Here is a 16,869-nt window from a genome sequence, read left to right on the forward strand (position 1 = left end):
CTGGATCCATTCTCAGACACGCCCTAGGAGCGTCCCCATGGCCGAGTCTCTCGCCCCGCCCGCGGCCCCCGTCGCCGAAGCCCCCGTCACCCCCGTCCAGCGCCGCCGAGCGTTCGTCGGCGCCATCGCTGGCCACCTCATCGAGTGGTACGACTACGGCGTCTACGGCTTCCTCGCCGTCTACGTGGCCGCCAACTTCTTCAAGAGTGAGGACCCAACGGTCGGCATCCTGGCCGCCTTCGCCGTCTTCGCGCTCAGCTTCTTCGTCCGTCCGCTCGGCGGCCTGTTCTTCGGGCCCCTCGCGGACCGGATCGGCCGCCGCAAGACCCTCATGCTCGTGCTCGGGCTGATGTGCAGCGCCACGGCCGTGATCGGCATGCTGCCCACCTACGCGACCATCGGCGTCGCGGCCCCGGCCCTGCTCATGCGCCTGGTCCAGGGCTTCTCCGCCGGCGGCGAGGTGTCCACCATCTCGGCGTTCGTGGCCGAGTACGCCGTCAAGGGCCGGCGCGGCTTCGCGACCTCCTTCCTCATGGTCACCGCCGCCGTGGGCCTGCTGCTGGGCGGCGTCGTCGCCAACGGCCTGGGCGCGATCATCGGCACCGAGGCCATGGCCGCGTGGGGCTGGCGCCTGCCGTTCCTGCTGGCCGGCGTGCTGGGCGCGGTGGCGGTGTTCATCCGCATGAAGCTCGAGGACAGCCCTGAGTTCCAGCGCCTGCACACCGAGGGCCGCACCTCGAAGGCCCCGCTGCGCGAGACCCTGCGTCACCAGCGGCAGCTCTTCCTCATGGGCGCGGTCATCACACTGCTGGGTTCCACGTTCTACCTCGTGCTGACCTACCTGACCACCTACATGAAGACCATCCTGGAGGTCGAGCCGGGCGCCATCTTCTGGCTGGTCCTGCTGACGGGCGTCACCGCCGCGGCGTTCATGCCGGTCGGCGGCGCGATCTCGGACCGCATGGGCGACCGCCGCCCCATGCTCGCGATCGGCGCCCTGCTGGTCTCCGGCGCCGTGGTCTGGTTCTTCCTCACCGCGCCCGGCACAGAGGGCTCCCTGCCCCTCGTCCCCTCGCTGCTGGCCCTCGGCGTCACCACCGGCCTGTACTGCGGCATCCCGTACGCCACCATGACCGAGCTCATGCCGGCCCACGTCCGCTCCACCGGCGTCGCCCTGGGATACAACGTGCCGGTGGCCCTCTTCGGCGGCTCGGCCCCGTTCATCGCCACCTGGCTGATCAAGCAGACCGGAGACGTCGCCTCCCCGATGTACTTCTTCCTCGCCACCGCGGCCGTGTCCCTGCTCGGCGTGGCGATGCTGCGCCCGGCCGACCTGCTCGGCCACGAGGACGTACCGGTGACCGGCTCGCTGGACGCGGTGGGCGCCCCCGTGCGCCCGGTACTTTCGAACGTGACTTCGGGGGAATGAGCGCTTTCGAACGTGAGATAGGCCCTATCTCACGTTCGAAAGCGCTCGGGCGTGCGGGGCGTCAGCCCCGGGCCGCGCGGAAGGTGACCTGCACCTGGACCATCGGCTTGTCCGCCACGGGGCCGCCGTCGGCGCCGACCGGCACGAGGTCCACGTCCACGAGGCGCAACGACCGGCCGGCGTGCCGCACCCGCGTGAGGGCGACCATCTCGCCGTGGCCCGGGCGGACGAACACCACGCGCACGCCCTGGACGTCGTAGCGCTCGCGGTCCGGCATGGCCGCCTGCGCGGCCGTGACCGCCCGCAGGGTCATGGCCCCGCCGTGCACCGCACCGGAGGGGTTGGCCAGTTCGGGCTTGGGGGCGAAGCGGGCGCCCGGGGTCGCCGCGGCGGCGACCCCGGGGCGCACGTCCCGCTCGGCCGGAGCCAACGACGCCGGGCGGGCGGCCAGCAGCACCGGCAAGGGCACGCGGGTCTCGGCTCCGCGGGGCAGCCGTCCGGCCGCAACGAACTCGGCCATCCGCTCCGGTGCTCCGGCGGGCACCGACTGGAACCAGCCGGTCGCCTCGACCACGCGCCGTCCGTCGGCGTCCTCGAGCCAGGCCCGGGCCACGCCACCCCCCGCATCCCAGCTCAGCGGGCGGGTCCAGCACTCCAGCAGCGGGCCGTCGTCGTCCCCGGCCGTGACGGCCGCGGCGTCGAAGGCGGGCAGCGGGCCGAGCACGTTGACCTGCAGCTCGGTGGTGACCACGGCCTCGATGTCCCGGGCCGCGTGGTGCACGGCCACCGCGGTGGCGTTGTCCATGATCACGGTGGCCGCCGCGCCAGTGGGCCGCCCGTCCAGGTCGAGGCACCAGGGTCCGACCTCGAACGCTGCCGGGTTGAGGGCGCCGTCCCGCGCGCTCATCATGGCATGACGACGGATGCCGAACAGCTGCTCCGCGCGTCCGGAGGCGTGGGAGCGGGGGCCGGTGGGCGAGTCCGCGGTGGGGCTGGTGGTGGTCTGCACGGGCAGAACGCTAGCCCACGGCCCGGCGGTGACACGGCAGATCATTGGATGTCCTATTATCGTGGTGACGACAGTCACACCATGACCCGGACACCGTGCGCCTGTGCGCCATGGCCAAGCTCGTGGCCACCGAGTCCGGCTACGAGGCCGCCGACACCGCCCTGCAGCTGCACGGCGGCTACGGCTACCTGCACGAGTACGGCGTGGAGAAGCTCGTCCGGGACCTGCGTGTGCACCGGATCCTCGAGGGCTCGAACGAGATCATGCGCCTGATCGTGGGCCGCGGCCTGATCGGCTGAGACCGGGGGCCCGCCCGGTCGCCCCCCACAGCACGGCGCCCCGCGGTCACCACACGTGACCACGGGGCGCCGTCCGTCGGGGCGGGCTCAGCCGAGCTGCAGCGGGTCCACCCCGGACACGGGCTCGAAGTGCCTGGCCACGTCCTCGGCCGAGACGTCCTCGAGCCGGGCCGGACTCCACGTCGGTTCCTTGTCCTTGTCCACGAGCAGCGCGCGGATGCCCTCGGCCATGTCCGGCTCGCGCATCAGGTGGGTGCCGATCGTGAACTCCTGGCGCAGCGCGTCGGCCACGGTCAGGTCCGCCCCGCGCGCGGCCAACCGGCGCTGGGCCTCATGGGCCACGGCGACGGCGGTCGGCGACTTGGTGCGGATGGCCTCGGCGGCCTTCCCCGCGGCCTCGGCGTGCTCCCCGCCCGCGGCGGCGCGCTCGTCCAGGGTGGCGAGGACCTCGGCGGCCGTCTCCCGGCCGTAGGCGTCCTCGATCCACTCGCGGCCGGCCACGAGGGCGGAGGCGGGCCGCTCGCCCTCGGCCACGGCGAAGCGAGCGAGCACCTCATCGGCGGCGGCGAAGGCGGCCTCATCGCGCGTGCCCGCGCCCTCGGCCGGGGCGAGGGCACCGAGTGCCCCGGCGAGCGCCTGCTCGAGCTCGTCCAGCCGGGCGGACTCCACGAAGACGTCCGCCAGGCCCAGGGCCACCGCGTCGGACCCGGAGGCGTGCGCCGAGGTCGCGGCCAGGTGCCGGCCGGCCTGGAAGGGGGAGCGGGCCAGGTGGAACGAGCCGCCGACGTCGGGGGTGAACCCGATCGCCGTCTCGGGCATGCCGGCGCGGGTGCGCTCGGTGGCCACGCGGTGGGAGCCGTGCACGGACACGCCCATGCCGCCGCCCAGGACGATGCCGTCCATGAAGGCCACGTACGGCTTGGGGTAGGTGGCGATGCGCTCGTTCATCGCGTACTCGTCGCGGAAGAACTGCTCGGCCTCCGCGAACCGCCCGGCCAGGAGGGAGGCGCGCAGGGAGACGACGTCGCCGCCGGCGCACAGCCCCTTCTCGCCGGCACCGCGGATCAGCACGCCGCGCACGGCGGGGTCCGCGGCCCAGTCGGTCAGGGCTGCGTCGATCGTCTGGACCATGTCCTGCGTCAGCGCGTTCAGGGCGCGCGGACGGTTCAGCGTGATGCGGCCGAGGCCGTCGCGGACCTCGAGGAGCACATCGCCCGCCGCGCCCTCCCGTGCGGCCGCGGGGGCCGTCGTCGCGGTGGTCTGCGCGTCGCTCATCGGTGCTGCCACCCCGCCTCGCGCTTGGACACGAACGCGTCCATGCCCTCCTTCTGGTCCGCGGTGGAGAAGCCGGCGTGAAACACGCGACGCTCGAACGCGATGCCCTGGGCGAGCGTGGTCTCGAAGGCCGCGTTGACGGCCTCCTTGGCCATCTGCGCGGTGGGCTTGGACTTGGACGCGATGGTCGCGGCGACCTCGAGGGCCTCGGCGACGACCGCGTCGTCGGCCACCACGCGGCTGACGAGGCCGATCCGTTCCGCCTCCTCCGCCCCGACCATGCGGCCGGTGAGGATCATGTCCATCGCCTTGGCCTTCCCGACGGCGCGGGTCAGGCGCTGCGAGCCGCCCATGCCGGGGATGACGCCGAGATTGATCTCCGGCTGGCCGAACTTCGCGCCCTCGCCGGCGATCAGCACGTCCGCCATCATCGCGAGCTCGCAGCCGCCGCCGAGCGCGTAGCCGGTCACGGCCGCGACGATCGGCGTGCGCGCCCGGGTCAGGCCCTCCCACCCGGCGAACCAGTCGGCCGCGTACATCTCCGAGAAGTCCTTGGCGGCCATCTCCTTGATGTCCGCGCCGGCCGCGAAGGCCTTGGGCGATCCGGAGAGGACGATCGCGCCCACCGCGGGGTCGACGTCGGCCTCCTGCACGGCCGCGACGACGGCCTTCATGGTGGCCTCGTCCAACGCGTTGAGCGCCTTCGGCCGGTTGAGGCGCACATGCGCCACGCGGCCCTCGCGCTCGACGACGATCGGCGACGCGGCGCCGTCGGGGGTGGTCTGCTCGGTCATGCCTGATTCTCCTCGGTGTGTGCTGCCCGGATGTCCTCGATGATGCCGGAGAAGTCGCGCCCGGCTCCATCCCCGGCCGCGTACTCGGCGTACTTGGCCTGCGCGAGGCGGCCCATGTCCGCCGCCACGCCCTGCTGGTCCAGGGCCTGCAGGGCGAGGCCGAGGTCCTTGGACATGAGGGCGCCGGCGAAGCCCGGCCGGTAGTCGCGGTTCGCGGGGGAGCCCGGCACCGGGCCGGGCACGGGGCAGTTGGTGGTGAGCGCCCAGCACTGCCCGGAGGCCTGGCTCATCACGTCGTAGAGGGCCTGGTGGTCCAGGCCGAGGCGCTCGCCGAGCACGAAGGCCTCGGCCACGGCGATCTGCGTGACGCCCAGGACCATGTTGTTGCAGATCTTCGCCGCCTGGCCCAGCCCGGACCCGCCGCAGTGCACGATCCGCCCGCCCATCACCTCGAGCAGCGGCAGCACCTCGGCGTACACGTCGTCGTCGGCGCCGACCATGAACGCGAGCGTCCCGGCCTCGGCGCCCACCTGGCCGCCCGAGACGGGCGCGTCGGCGGCCCGCATGCCCGCGGCCACGGCCGCCTCGGCGGCCTCGCGGGCCTCCGCCACGTCGATCGTGGAGCAGTCCAGGAACACGGTGCCCGGGCGGGCGGCGCCGAGCAGCCCCGGCGCGTCGCCCCGGCCCCGGTACACGTCCAGCACGAGGCGCCCGTGGGGCAGCATGGTGAGCACGACGTCGGCCTCGGCGGCCGCCGCGGCGGTGTCCGAGACGGTCTCGACGCCGGCCGCGCGGGCCTTCTCGAGCGCTGCGGGGACGAGGTCGAAGCCGAGCACGCGGTGGCCCGCGGCGGCGAGGTTGGCGGCCATGGGGCCGCCCATGTGGCCGAGGCCGAGGAACAGGACGGTGGTCATGGGGATCCTCCGGGTCGGGGTGGGTGCGTGAGGGGCGGGTCAGGACCCGGCGGGCATCACGAAGCTGGCGCCCTCGCGGTTGCCCGAGGGCCAGCGCGTGGTGATCGTCTTGGTCTTGGTGTAGAACTTCAGCCCGTCCGTGCCGTGCTGGTTGAGGTCGCCGAAGCCGGACGCCTTCCAGCCGCCGAACGTGTAGTACGCGATCGGCACGGGGATCGGCACGTTCACGCCGACCATGCCGACCTCCACGCGGGTGGTGAAGTCGCGGGCCGTGTCTCCGTCGCGGGTGAAGATGGCCACGCCGTTGCCGTACTCGTGCTCGTTCGGCAGGGCGAGGGCGTCCTCGTAGTCCTTCGCGCGGACCACGCAGAGCACGGGGCCGAAGATCTCCTCGCGGTAGATCCGCATGTCCGGGCTCACGCGGTCGAACAGGGTGGCGCCCACGTAGAAGCCGTCCTCGTGGCCCTCGACGACGACGCCGCGGCCGTCCTCGACCAGCTCGGCGCCCTCCTCGACACCCGAGGCGATGCACTCCTCGATGCGGCGCTGCGCGTCCTTCGAGACGACGGGCCCGAAGTCCGAGGACTCCTCCAGCGACGGACCGACCCTCAGGCCCTCCATGCGCTCGCGGAGCAGGGCCACGAGGCGGTCGGCGGTCTCCTCCCCGACGGGGACGGCCACGGACAGGGCCATGCAGCGCTCGCCGGCGGAGCCGAACGCGGCGCCGATCAGGGCGTCCGCGGCCATCTCGAGGTCCGCGTCCGGCATGATCACGGCATGGTTCTTGGCCCCGCCGAAGCACTGGGCGCGCTTGCCCATGCGGGCGGCGTGCTCGTAGATGGACTGGGCGATCGGGGTGGAGCCCACGAAGCCCACGGCCTTCACGCGCGGCTCCTCGATGAGGGTGTCCACCGCGAGCTTGTCCCCGTGCACCACGTTGAGGGTGCCCTCGGGCATGCCGGCCTCGAGGGCCAGCTCGGCCAGGCGCACCGGCACGGAGGGGTCGCGCTCGGAGGGCTTGAGGATGAACGCGTTGCCCGCGGCCAGCGCGATGCCGGCCTTCCACAGGGGGATCATCGCGGGGAAGTTGAAGGGGGTGATGCCCACGACCACGCCGAGGGGCTGGCGGATGGAGTGCACGTCCACGCCGCGGCCGACCTCGGAGGAGAACTCGCCCTTGAGCAGGTGCGGCGCGCCGGCGGCGAACTCGACCACCTCGACGCCGCGCTGGATGTCGCCGCGGGCGTCCGGGACGGTCTTGCCGTGCTCCTGGGCCAGGGTCTGGGCCAGCTCGTCCGCGTGCGCGTTGATCAGGTCCACCCAGCGCAGCAGGATGCGGGCGCGGCGCTGCGGGTTGAGGCGGGACCAGGCCTGGAACCCCTGCTCCGCGGAGGCGACGGCGGCCTCCACCTCCTCCTTCGTGGCCAGCGGCACGCGTCCGGCCACCTGCCCGAGGGCCGGGTGGTACACGTCGCCGAAGCGGCCGGACTCGCCGTCGGTGCGGCGTCCGTGCACGAAGTGGGGGATCACGGGGGTGGAGGTCTCGAGGGACATGGTGGCGGCTCCTGAAGCGATGGTCGAGGCGGTGGAGGTCGGTCCCGGGAGCCCGGAGCTGGCGCTGCCGCGGGGCCGTGCGGTGTGATCTGGATGACGTTGCCGCTAATCTATGGCGAGAACGTAGGACATGCAACTATCGAACGCCGGGAGTAATCCCCGGCCCGAGGTGAGGAGCCCTCATGGACCTGAAGAACGCCAGCGCCATCGTCACGGGAGGCGCCTCCGGCCTCGGCCACGCCACGGCGCGCCGGCTCGCGAAGGCGGGCGCCGCCGTCGTGGTGGTGGACCTGCCGGACCGTGAGGGGGAGACCCTCCGCGCCGACGCCGTGGCCTCCCTGGGCGAGCGGGCGCGGTTCGTCCCCGGCGACGTCACCCAGGAGGCGGCGGCGGAGGCCGCCGTCGCCGCGGCCGCCGAGCTCGCGCCCCTGCGCGTCCTGGTCAACTGCGCCGGCGTGGCCACCCCCGGCAAGCTCGTGGGCCGCGAGGGCCCGCTGCCGGCCGAGACGCTGGCGCGCGTCCTCGCGATCAACACCGTGGGCACCGTGAACTTCATGGCCCGTGCCGCGCAGGCGATGCAGGGGCAGGAGCTGTGGGGCGAGGACCGCGGCGTGATCGTCAACACCGCCTCCGTGGCCGCCTACGACGGCCAGATCGGGCAGATCGCCTACGCCGCGTCGAAGGGCGCCGTGGTCTCGATGACCCTCCCTGCCGCGCGCGAGCTCGCCCAGAGCGCGATCCGCGTGGTGACGATCGCGCCGGGCCTGATGGAGACTCCGATGATGGCCGGCCTGCCCGAGGCCGCGCGCGAGGCGCTCGCCACGAAGACCCCGCATCCCGCCCGCCTGGGCCGCCCGGACGACTACGCCCTGCTCGTGGAGCAGATCGTGACCAACCCGTTCCTCAACGGCGAGGTCATCCGCCTCGACGGCGCCGTGCGCCTCGAGCCCCGCTGAGCCGTCCGGCGGGGCTTGGCTGCCCGGGCGGACAACGGGGCGGGCCCGTTCACGAGAAGCGGACGAAGCCGCGCATGCCGCCGTGCGGGACGTCTCGGATCTCCCGGAACCCCAGGGACTCGTAGAAGGCGCGCTGCCTCTCCTCGGCGTCCGTCATGAGGATGTGCTGACGGACGGACGCGAACGGCGCGAACGCCCTGCCGACCAGCTCGGAGGCGATCCCGCGGCGCTGGTGCTCCGGATCGACCAGCACGTCCTGCAGGTACGCGATGGTGTGGCCGTCCGAGATCACGCGGGCCAGGCCCACGAGGCGCTCGTCCCTCCACGCCGTCACCACGTGCGCCGAGCCGGCGAGCCCGCGCATCAGGGAGTCGAGGTCGTCGGTGTAGGCGGACCAGCCGACGGAGTCGTAGAGCGCCCGCACGTCCTTCGCGCCGGGGATCCTGCCGGCGGAGCAGCGGATGTCCGCGGGCGTCCCGCTCATCGGTCCCGCCCGGCCGGGCTCTCCGCGCCGTCCCCGGCCTCGAAGTCCCCCGCCTGTGCGCGGAAGCGGGCGAGGATCTCGTTGAGCTGCGCGACGTCGCCGTCCTCGAAGCCCGTCTGCCCGAACACCTCCGCGTTGAGCGCCTCCGTGGCCTCCGCGGCCACCCTCGTGCCCTCGTCCGTGAGCACCAGCACGAGCGCCCGACGGTCGGACTCGTGCGGCCGGCGCTCCACGAGGCCCGCGGCCTCGAGGCGGTCCACCGCGTTGGTCACGGACGTGGGGTGCACCTGCAGGAGCGCGCTCGCCTTGGACATGAGCAGCCGCTTCTCCCGGGAGAAGTTCAGGAGGGCGAGCAGCTCGTAGCGGGCGAACGTCAGGCCGAACGGCTTGAGCACCGTCTGCGTGCGCGCCAGGAGGATCTGCTGGGCGCGCATGATCGAGGTGACCGCCGCCATCGGGGCCGCGACCTCGCCCCATCCGTGGCGCTCCCAGTTCAGGGCGGCCTCCGCGATGGGGTCCTTGGTCAGGGGCGTGCTGTTGACAGTCATGGATTCCAGCCTAGTCAGCGCTGCAGGTCCAGGTCCTCCTCGCGGTACTCGGCGCCGTAGCCCTCGGGGGCCTCGCCGGTCTCGGACCGGGAGACCTCCGCCTTGCGCAGCTCCACGCGGCGGATCTTGCCCGAGATGGTCTTGGGCAGCTCGAGGAACTCGATGCGGCGGATCCGCTTGTACGGGGGCAGCTGCGTGAGCGTGTACTGCAGGATCGCCCGGGCCGTCTCCGCCGTGGGCTCGTGGCCGGGGGCGAGGGTCACGAACGCCTTGGGCACGGCCAGGCGCACCTCGTCCGGGGTCGGCACGATGGCCGCCTCCATGACGGCCGCGTGCTGCACGAGCACGGACTCGAGCTCGAACGGGGAGACCTTGTAGTCGGAGGACTTGAACACGTCGTCGGCGCGGCCCACATAGGTCAGCACGCCGTTCTCGTCGCGGGAGGCGATGTCGCCGGTGTGGAAGACGCCGTCGCGGAAGACGTCGTCGGTCTTCTCCTGGTTGCCGTAGTAGGACTTCAGCAGGCCCACGGGGCGCGGGTCCAGGCGGAGGCAGATCTCGCCCTCCGCGGCCTCCGCGCCGGTCAGCGGGTCGATGAGGACCACGTCCATGCCGGGCAGGGGGCGGCCCATGGAACCGATGACGACCTTCTGCCCCGGCGTGTTGGCCACCTGGAGGGTGGTCTCGGTCATCCCGAACCCGTCGCGGATCGTGGCGCCCCAGGCCTTCTGGACCTGGTCGATGACCTCGGCGTTCAGGGGCTCGCCGGCGGAGATCGCCTTCGTCGGCGGGGTGGCCAGCTGGGTCATGTCCGCCTTGATCAGCATGCGCCACACGGTGGGCGGGGCGCAGAAGCTCGTGACCCCGTAGCGGGCCATGTTCTCCATGAGGGAGGCGGGGTCGAACTTGCGGGCGTTGTGCACGAAGATCGTGGCCTCCGCGATCCACGGGGCGAAGAAGTTGGACCACGCGTGCTTGGCCCACCCCGGCGAGGCCACGTTCAGGTGCACGTCGCCGGGCTCGAGGCCGATCCAGTACACCGTGGTCAGGTGGCCCACGGGGTAGGAGGTGTGGGTGTGCTCCACGAGCTTGGGCTTCGAGGTGGTGCCGGACGTGAAGTAGAACAGCAGCGTCTCCTCGGCCGGTGTCGGCTCGTCCGGGGTCAGCTCCGAGGAGGAGGCGGCGGCGTCGTCGTAGGAGAGCACCGTGTGGCCGGCGACTCGAGGGGCCGTGCGGTCCGCACCCTCGGCGAAGACGCCGGGGACGTGCACGAGGCGCAGGCCCTCGCCCACCCCCGCGAACTTGGCGAGGTCCTCGGCGCCGGCCACGGCCCACGAGGCCTCGGCGCGCTCGACGCGGTCCTCGAGGTCGGCCGACGTCATCTGCGTGGTGGTGGGGATCATGACGACGCGCAGCTTGATGCACGCGAGCATGAACTCCCACAGCTCCACCTGGTTGTTCAGCATGAGGATCAGGCGCTCGCCACGGCGCAGGCCCTGCTCGGTGAGCCAGGTGGCCACGCGGTTCGAGGCGGCGGAGAGCTCCGCGAAGGTCCGCTCGGTGCTGCGCCCGTCGTCCTCCGCGATGATCAGGGCGGGCACGTCCGCGCGGGCGGGGTCCTTCGCCAGCTGGTCGAACCAGTCGAATCCGAAGTTGAAGTGCTCGAAGCGGGGCCACGCGAACTCGGCGCGGGCCCGGTCGTAGTCGGTCTGGCACTCGACGAGGAGGTCGCGGGCGGCGCGGAACGCCGAGGTGACCTCGCTCTGGTCTGTGGTTGCGGGGGCCTGGGGAGTGGTGTCCGGGGTGGTCAAGGGAGTCCTCCTCGTCGGGGCGGGCGGCAGGGGCGCGGGCCGCCCGTGGCCGATGTCCGTTGTGATCTGCAACACTACTCACAGACATGGATAGTCGGAAGTCCTACAGTCGGACTGACGCGAAGACGTCGGCGGCCGCCGGCTCGTGCGTCCGCCGCGCCCGAAGGAGACACCGTTGACCAGCCCCGCCACCCCCTCGCCCTCCGCCCTGCCGCACGTGGACCTGCTCCGTCTGCGGGACGGCCTCGACGAGGCCGAGCGCGCGCGGCTGGAGGCGATCGAGGAGCACCTGCAGACGCAGGTCCGCCCGCGCCTGGCCCCGTACTGGGATGCCGAGGAGTTCCCCTTCGACCTGCTCCCGGGGCTGGCGGAGCTCGGCCTCGGCCGGCTGCTCACGGACGGCTCGTCGGCGCTCTTCCAGCACCTCGTGCACGCGGAGATCGCGCGCGTGGACCTCTCCCTGTCCGCCCTCGTGGGCATCCACAACGAGCTGAACCTCGGGATGATCGTGCAGCTGGGCTCGGACGAGCAGAAGGCCCGCTGGCAGGGGCCGCTCGAGCGGTTCGAGGCGATCGGCGCCTTCTGCCTGACCGAGCCGGAGCACGGCTCGGACATCGCGGGCGGGCTGGAGACGACCGCGACGCGGGAGGGGGACGAGTGGGTCATCCGCGGCGCCAAGCGCTGGATCGGCGCGGGGACCATCGCGCAGGTGGCGCTCGTGTGGGCGCGTGACACGGCCGACGGCGAGATCAAGGGCTTCGTGGTCCCCACGGACACCCCCGGCTACGAGGCCACGAAGATCGCCGGGAAGATGGGCCTGCGCATCATGCAGAACGCGGACATCACGCTGGACGTGCGCCTGCCGCTGGACGCTCAGCTGCCCGGCGCGGCCACCTTCGACGCCACGCGCGACCTCCTGCGGGACTCGCGCATGTGGGTGGGCTGGCAGGGGGTGGGCGTGCAGATGGGCCTGCTCGACGTGCTGCGGGCGTATGCGCTGGAGCGCCGGCAGTTCGGCCGCCCGCTCGCCAAGTTCCAGATGATCCAGTCCCAGATCGCCGAGGTGGCCGGCAACCTGGCGGCGGCCTCCGGGATGATGATGCAGGTGCACCGGCTCAACGAGGCCGGGACGATGGACATGATGCACGCGGCCATGGGCAAGGCCACGTCCACGCGCCTGGCGCGCTCCTCCGCGGCCCTCGCCCGGGACGCCTTCGGCGGCAACGGCCTGCTCAGCGAGTACGAGGTCTCCCGGATGATGGGCGACATCGAGGCCATCTACAGCTACGAGGGCTCCTACGGCATCAACGCGCTGATCGTGGGCCGCGCCCTGACGGGCGTCTCGGCCTTCGTCTGAGCCACGCCTCCCTCAGGTCCCGGACGAGGGGCCGGTGGGCGATCAGCAGGAGCACCGCGGCCACGGGCACCACCACCTCGAAGCCGAGCCAGAGGTACCCCAGGGCGCCCGCCATGCCTCCCAGGAAGAACAGGGCCACGAGTCCGGCCAGGGCGGCGATGCGCCGCGGCTCCCCGACGACCGGGTCCGCGGCGTCCGCGGGACTGCGGTAGAGGGCCTTCCCGATCTCGACGCCGATGTCCGTGACCATGCCCGTGATGTGGGTGGTGCGCACGGGCCACTCGCCGATCCGTGTGATGAGCGCGTTCTGGAGGCCCATGGTGAAGCAGAGGACACCCACCACGACCACGGACCGGTGGGCGTCCTGCAGGCGCTCGGCGAGCAGCCCGAACAGCAGCATCCCCATGCCCTCGAGCAGCAGGATGTTGGCGTAGCGCGAGCGCAGTCCCCGGACCCGCCCCCAGTTGAAGACGAGCGCGCAGGCCACCGCCCCCAGCACGAAGGCCGTCAGCGCGAGTGCTCCCACGGCCACCAGGTCCGGCAGGCCCAGGGCGATCGCGTCCGCCATCGAGGCGACGATGCCGGTCATGTGCGAGGTGTACCGGGCCACGGCGACGAACCCGACGGAGTTGAGGATCCCCGCCACCACCGTGAGGACGCAGGCGAGGTGGAGGTTGCGGCGCACGGTGCGCTCCGTGCTGCACAGGTTGAGCACGTCGTCACCCTAGGTCGCTCTCGCAGAGGACGCGGGCGGGTTGCGCCGCCGGTCGTCGACGCGGCCTGCTCCCGAGCTCCCGTTGCGCACACGGAAGCGGGCGCCGTCACGCCAGCAGGGCCGCGCCCGCTCCGCCCACGGCGACCGCGACGGCGGTGCTCCCCGCGCCGAGCACGAGCGGCCTCGGGCCCACGGCGGCGATCGAGCGCAGGTGCACGTTCAGGCCCAGCGCCACCATGGCGGCGGCCAGCAGCACCTGCTGCAGCACGGCGACGGCGTCCAGGACTCCGGCGGGCAGCACGCCGGTCGCCCGGATTGCGACGGCGGCCAGGAACCCGAGCACGAACCACGGCACGAGCGGTGGCCGGGTGACGCTCGCGGCCGGATCTGCGCCCGGGACGGCGGCGTCCTCGCCCGTGGCCGACCCGGCCGGACGGCGCCGCTCCCACCAGGCCAGGCCCGTCATGACCGGCGCGAGCAGGACGACGCGCGCGAGCTTCACGGTGACCGCCACGGAGAGTGCCGTCGGGCCGACGAGCCCGCCGGCCGCCACCACCTGGGCGACCTCGTGCGTGGACGCGCCGATCCACAGCCCGGCCGCCCGCTCGTCGAGCCCGAGCGCACCGGTGAGCAGCGGCATCAGCGGGATCATGAGCGTCCCGAACAGCACCACGAGGCCGATCGCCGTGGCCGCCATCTCGCGGCGCGCGCGCACCACGGAGTCCGCGCCGGCGACGGCCGCCGCGCCGCAGATCGAGAACCCCGAGGCCACGAGGGCCGTCAGGTCCCACGGCAGCCCCAGAGCGCGCCCCAGCGCCACGGTCGCCGCGAACGTGAGGCCGACGGCGGCCACCACCAGCGCGATCACGCCCGGGCCCAGCGCGAGCACGTCGGCGAGCACCAGCTGCAGCCCGAGCAGGACGATGCCCGCGCGCAGCACCGGCTTCGCCGCGACCGCGATGCCCGGGGCGAGGGTCGCCGGCACGGGGGCGAGGTTCCGCCACGCCAGGCCCACGAGGATGGCGAGCAGCAGCGGGCTGAGCGCGGGCATCCAGGGGCGCGCCGTCGTCGCGATCAGGACACAGACGACGCCGAGCACCGTGCAGACCGCGAGGCCGGGCAGCCAGGCGGCGCGGGCGGGGCCGGCCGTCGGCTGCGGGGCGGACCTGGTGGTGGAGGAGGGTGATGCGCGCACGGGGCCACCCTAGGGGAGGCCGCGCGACACGGCTGCGCCGGTGCGCCCACCCTGAGGTCCGTGCCGCAACGCCCTCGACGTCGCGGCACGGACCTCAGGGTCGGCGAAGGGGACCGGTGTCCGTCAGCGGCGCGGCTTCGGCACGCCGCTGCGGTCGAAGCGGACCACCTGGACGTCGTCGTACGCGCGGCGCTCCGTGCGCACCAGCCGGTACTGGGCGTCCAGGATCGGGAACACGTACATCGGCGTCAGCGTCATCTCGGCCTCCTGGCCGCGGCGCCTCAGGTCGATCTGCAGGTGGCCGTAGTGCATGCCGCCGCCCACGAGCTGGCGCACGCCGTCCACGTCGGCCCAGGTCTCGGGCTCGTGCGTGTTGGCGGTCCACTCCATGTGGGTGTTGAAGCGCACCGGGACGTACTCGCCCGCCGCGTTCTTGGCGTACTGCTCGCCGCGCAGGCCGTCCGCGGCCACGCCCACGTCGTAGGCGTGGAAGCCGCGGCCGTCGCCGTCCGCGTCCACCCACGAGCGCTGGAACATCTCGTCGTGCCCGGAGATGACGACGGCGACGCCGTACTTCTCCAGCAGCGGCGTGTACACGCGCATCGCGACGCCGGACTGGTCGTCCGGGAACTCGTGGTTCGGCGGGGTGCCGTGCACGCCCACGGAGTAGGGCGCGTGGTGGAACTCGACCATGATGATCTGCCCCTTCGCCCGCGCGTCGGCGAGCTGGCGCTCCGCCCAGGCCCACTGGTCGTGGCCGGGGTTGAACACGGGGAGGTCGGCGTCCGCGGCGGTGGTGCCGGGGAAGACCTCCGTGAAGGCCTCCTCGTAGGCGGCCTGGGTGAACGAGCCCTGCGTGTCGGTCGGCATGCGCTCGCCCGTGAGGTTGCGGTCGTCGCCCGAGAACGTCTCGCCGGAGAGCAGGCCCGCGCCCACGGACTCGTCCGGCACGCCGTTCGTGGAGTCCAGCGTGATGATCGTCAGCGGCCCGTGGTCGGTGCGGTAGTAGGAGCCGCGGTACTGCGGGTTCTCCTGGTCCGTGCCGGCGCCGGTGCGCTCGAAGTAGGCGTGGTACTTGTTGCGCGAGCGGACCACGGGGGAGCGGTCCTCGGGGGTGCCGTAGCCGCCGTTGATCGAGGCGAAGGTCTCCCAGTTGCCCAGCGAGGTGATGAGCGGGACGTGCGAGGCGATGTCCGAGAGCTCGCCCGCGAAGTGGCGGAAGAACTCGTCCCAGCCCGGCTGGTAGCCGCCGCCCTGGCCGAGGTCGCCGGCCACGAGCAGCAGGTCCGGGTCCGCGGCCTCGATGTGGCGGACGTTCTCGGTGAGCGCGACGTCCTGGGTCAGGGGGTATTTCAGCGTGAACTGGCCGTAGCGCGTCGTGGAGCCGAAGGTGTGGTGCCACAGCGAGCCCTCGCCCGGGCGGGGCAGCGAGCTCTCGGTGTAGGGGGTGACCTGGTTGAGCTCCCACTCGCGGTTCTCGACGCGCCCGAAGGGCTCGGTCTCGGTGTCCGAGAAGGCGATCACGCGCAGGTCGTGCCAGCCGTTGCCGGCGTCGGCCGTGCGGAACGTGGCGGTGTGGCGCTGCCCGCCCTGGGTGACGGTGTAGGTGTACTCCTTGCCGGGCTCCAGGCCGGTGAGGGAGACGCGGTGCTTCCAGTTCTGCGCGCCCAGCAGCCACGAGCCCTGGGCGAGGCCCTCGATGCTCTGGGCCAGCTCCGCCTCGGTGTAGTCGAGCAGGGGCTGGTGCTCGGGGGCGGAGACACGCGTGCCCGCCGGGCGGGTGCGGCCCTTGCCGTGGTTGTTGCCCAGGCCCGGGCCGGAGACGACGACGGTGCCGGCCACGCCGCGCTCGGAGAACCACACGAGGTCCATCGAGGTGGCGGTGGGCTCCATGAGGTAGGGCAGGACGCGGAAGCCGTCGCCCCCGGCGGGGGCGGCCGAGGCGCCGGCGGCGGTCTTCGCCAGGGCGGCGGGGGCGGCGGTGGACACGGTGCCCGCGACGACGGCGGCGGCCAGGGTGCGCAGGCCGGTGCGGCGGGAGAAGGTCGGGTTCAGGGCGTTCACGGTGGCCTCCGGGAGGGTGGGTGGCGAGGGTACGGCTCCGATCCTGCGCCCCGGAGTCGGCGGGCGGCTCAGCGTCAGGTGGACGGCCGGCGTCGGGCGGGTGAACTCGGGTCGCCCGCCGTCGTCCTGCCCCCGTCCGGCCGGGCGACCGTCCACCCGGCCGCTGTGTCCCGCGCGACACCGTGTGGGATACTCGAGCCACGCCGCATGCCCCCCGCGGGAGAGCGTCGACGCGCCCCGTGCCCTGCCGGGCCCGGGGCGCCGGTCGGCCGCCGAAGGAGCAAGTCCTCCCCGGGAATCTCTCAGGCACCCGTACCGCGAGGGGTCAGGCGCTCTGGAAAGCGTCCTTGTCGCGCCCGCACCCGCGGCCGTGCAGGGGCCACCGACGGTGCAAGCCGGCCCCTCAGGCCGGCGGAAACTCTCAGGTCCATGACAGAGCGGGGAGGAGCAGACCACGCCGTGACC

At 73.1% G+C, this 16,869-nt stretch carries 14 protein-coding genes, 1 pseudogene and 1 riboswitch; of the genes and pseudogenes, 4 read left to right on the forward strand and 11 right to left on the reverse strand.

Annotated features, from left to right (window positions below; translation table 11 throughout):
* Positions 1-37: 37 nt before the first annotated feature.
* On the forward strand, positions 38-1,429 hold the full coding sequence (locus AAG742_RS01485) for an MFS transporter (protein WP_298713687.1): 1,392 nt from the start codon (positions 38-40) through the stop codon (positions 1,427-1,429).
* 61 nt (positions 1,430-1,490) lie between these two features.
* On the opposite strand, the gene AAG742_RS01490 is transcribed toward AAG742_RS01485, so the two are convergent.
* The gene (locus AAG742_RS01490) at positions 1,491-2,438 is read right to left on the reverse strand and encodes an acyl-CoA thioesterase domain-containing protein (protein ID WP_298713684.1); all 948 of its coding nucleotides are present in this window, start codon (positions 2,436-2,438) and stop codon (positions 1,491-1,493) included.
* Between the two features lie 80 nt (positions 2,439-2,518).
* On the opposite strand from AAG742_RS01490, the pseudogene AAG742_RS01495 reads away from it, so the two are divergent.
* Positions 2,519-2,737: pseudogene (locus AAG742_RS01495) on the forward strand (acyl-CoA dehydrogenase family protein); the annotation flags it as partial.
* Positions 2,738-2,824: 87 nt separating this feature from the next.
* Here the strand turns inward: AAG742_RS01495 and AAG742_RS01500 are convergent.
* The 4 genes from AAG742_RS01500 to AAG742_RS01515 are packed head-to-tail and all read right to left on the reverse strand — an operon-like array spanning position 2,825 to position 7,274.
* Positions 2,825-4,012, reverse strand: coding sequence for an enoyl-CoA hydratase/isomerase family protein (locus AAG742_RS01500; protein WP_298713679.1), 1,188 nt, complete (start codon positions 4,010-4,012; stop codon positions 2,825-2,827).
* Positions 4,009-4,806: an enoyl-CoA hydratase-related protein gene (locus AAG742_RS01505; RefSeq protein ID WP_298713676.1), complete on the reverse strand. Its 798-nt coding sequence runs from the start codon at positions 4,804-4,806 to the stop codon at positions 4,009-4,011. Before AAG742_RS01505 ends, AAG742_RS01500 begins: the two co-directional genes overlap by 4 nt.
* A complete protein-coding gene (gene mmsB / locus AAG742_RS01510; protein WP_298713673.1) occupies positions 4,803-5,720 on the reverse strand; it encodes a 3-hydroxyisobutyrate dehydrogenase in 918 nt (305 codons plus the stop codon). Before mmsB ends, AAG742_RS01505 begins: the two co-directional genes overlap by 4 nt.
* A 39-nt stretch (positions 5,721-5,759) precedes the next feature.
* Positions 5,760-7,274 carry a CoA-acylating methylmalonate-semialdehyde dehydrogenase gene (locus AAG742_RS01515; protein ID WP_343282202.1) on the reverse strand — a complete coding sequence of 505 codons (1,515 nt, stop codon included), beginning with the start codon at positions 7,272-7,274 and terminating at the stop codon, positions 5,760-5,762.
* Positions 7,275-7,456: 182 nt separating this feature from the next.
* Between AAG742_RS01515 and AAG742_RS01520 the strand changes: the two genes are divergently transcribed.
* Positions 7,457-8,230, forward strand: coding sequence for an SDR family NAD(P)-dependent oxidoreductase (locus AAG742_RS01520; RefSeq protein WP_343282203.1), 774 nt, complete (start codon positions 7,457-7,459; stop codon positions 8,228-8,230).
* Positions 8,231-8,279: 49 nt separating this feature from the next.
* Here the strand turns inward: AAG742_RS01520 and AAG742_RS01525 are convergent, their stop codons facing one another.
* From AAG742_RS01525 to AAG742_RS01535, 3 genes are read right to left on the reverse strand one after another with little or no spacing between them, the layout of a single operon-like run.
* Complete coding sequence (locus AAG742_RS01525; protein WP_343282204.1) at positions 8,280-8,714, reverse strand: GNAT family N-acetyltransferase; 435 nt, start codon at positions 8,712-8,714, stop codon at positions 8,280-8,282.
* A complete protein-coding gene (locus AAG742_RS01530) occupies positions 8,711-9,262 on the reverse strand; it encodes a MarR family transcriptional regulator (RefSeq protein WP_343282205.1) in 552 nt (183 codons plus the stop codon). Before AAG742_RS01530 ends, AAG742_RS01525 begins: the two co-directional genes overlap by 4 nt.
* Before the next feature lie 14 nt (positions 9,263-9,276).
* Complete coding sequence (locus AAG742_RS01535) at positions 9,277-11,073, reverse strand: AMP-binding protein (RefSeq protein WP_343282206.1); 1,797 nt, start codon at positions 11,071-11,073, stop codon at positions 9,277-9,279.
* 175 nt (positions 11,074-11,248) lie between these two features.
* Here AAG742_RS01535 and AAG742_RS01540 point away from each other — a divergent pair, with 175 nt between their 5' ends.
* The gene (locus AAG742_RS01540; protein ID WP_343282207.1) at positions 11,249-12,430 is read left to right on the forward strand and encodes an acyl-CoA dehydrogenase family protein; all 1,182 of its coding nucleotides are present in this window, start codon (positions 11,249-11,251) and stop codon (positions 12,428-12,430) included.
* Here the strand turns inward: AAG742_RS01540 and AAG742_RS01545 are convergent.
* The 3 genes from AAG742_RS01545 to AAG742_RS01555 form a co-directional block, all read right to left on the reverse strand.
* The gene (locus AAG742_RS01545; RefSeq protein WP_343282208.1) at positions 12,378-13,145 is read right to left on the reverse strand and encodes a YoaK family protein; all 768 of its coding nucleotides are present in this window, start codon (positions 13,143-13,145) and stop codon (positions 12,378-12,380) included. The two genes, AAG742_RS01540 and AAG742_RS01545, sit on opposite strands and share 53 nt — an antisense overlap.
* A 106-nt stretch (positions 13,146-13,251) precedes the next feature.
* Positions 13,252-14,340, reverse strand: coding sequence for a putative sulfate exporter family transporter (locus AAG742_RS01550; protein ID WP_343282209.1), 1,089 nt, complete (start codon positions 14,338-14,340; stop codon positions 13,252-13,254).
* 123 nt (positions 14,341-14,463) lie between these two features.
* The gene (locus AAG742_RS01555) at positions 14,464-16,404 is read right to left on the reverse strand and encodes a metallophosphoesterase (RefSeq protein WP_343282210.1); all 1,941 of its coding nucleotides are present in this window, start codon (positions 16,402-16,404) and stop codon (positions 14,464-14,466) included.
* Positions 16,405-16,611: 207 nt separating this feature from the next.
* A riboswitch (glycine riboswitch) is annotated at positions 16,612-16,732 on the forward strand.
* The last annotated feature ends 137 nt before the right edge of the window (positions 16,733-16,869 follow it).

It is taken from the genome of Micrococcus sp. 2A (genome assembly GCF_039519235.1).
Taxonomy (GTDB): Bacteria; Actinomycetota; Actinomycetes; order Actinomycetales; family Micrococcaceae; genus Micrococcus.

What these genes read in the sequence shown, in the direction of transcription:
- AAG742_RS01505 (WP_298713676.1), bottom strand. Translation starts at nt 4,806, where the DNA reads ATGACCGAGCAGACCACCCCCGACGGCGCCGCGTCGCCGATCGTCGTC.
- AAG742_RS01530 (WP_343282205.1), bottom strand. Translation starts at nt 9,262, where the DNA reads ATGACTGTCAACAGCACGCCCCTGACCAAGGACCCCATCGCGGAGGCC.
- AAG742_RS01500 (WP_298713679.1), bottom strand. Translation starts at nt 4,012, where the DNA reads ATGAGCGACGCGCAGACCACCGCGACGACGGCCCCCGCGGCCGCACGG.
- mmsB (WP_298713673.1), bottom strand. Translation starts at nt 5,720, where the DNA reads ATGACCACCGTCCTGTTCCTCGGCCTCGGCCACATGGGCGGCCCCATG.
- AAG742_RS01520 (WP_343282203.1), top strand. Translation starts at nt 7,457, where the DNA reads ATGGACCTGAAGAACGCCAGCGCCATCGTCACGGGAGGCGCCTCCGGC.
- AAG742_RS01485 (WP_298713687.1), top strand. Translation starts at nt 38, where the DNA reads ATGGCCGAGTCTCTCGCCCCGCCCGCGGCCCCCGTCGCCGAAGCCCCC.
- AAG742_RS01525 (WP_343282204.1), bottom strand. Translation starts at nt 8,714, where the DNA reads ATGAGCGGGACGCCCGCGGACATCCGCTGCTCCGCCGGCAGGATCCCC.
- AAG742_RS01515 (WP_343282202.1), bottom strand. Translation starts at nt 7,274, where the DNA reads ATGTCCCTCGAGACCTCCACCCCCGTGATCCCCCACTTCGTGCACGGA.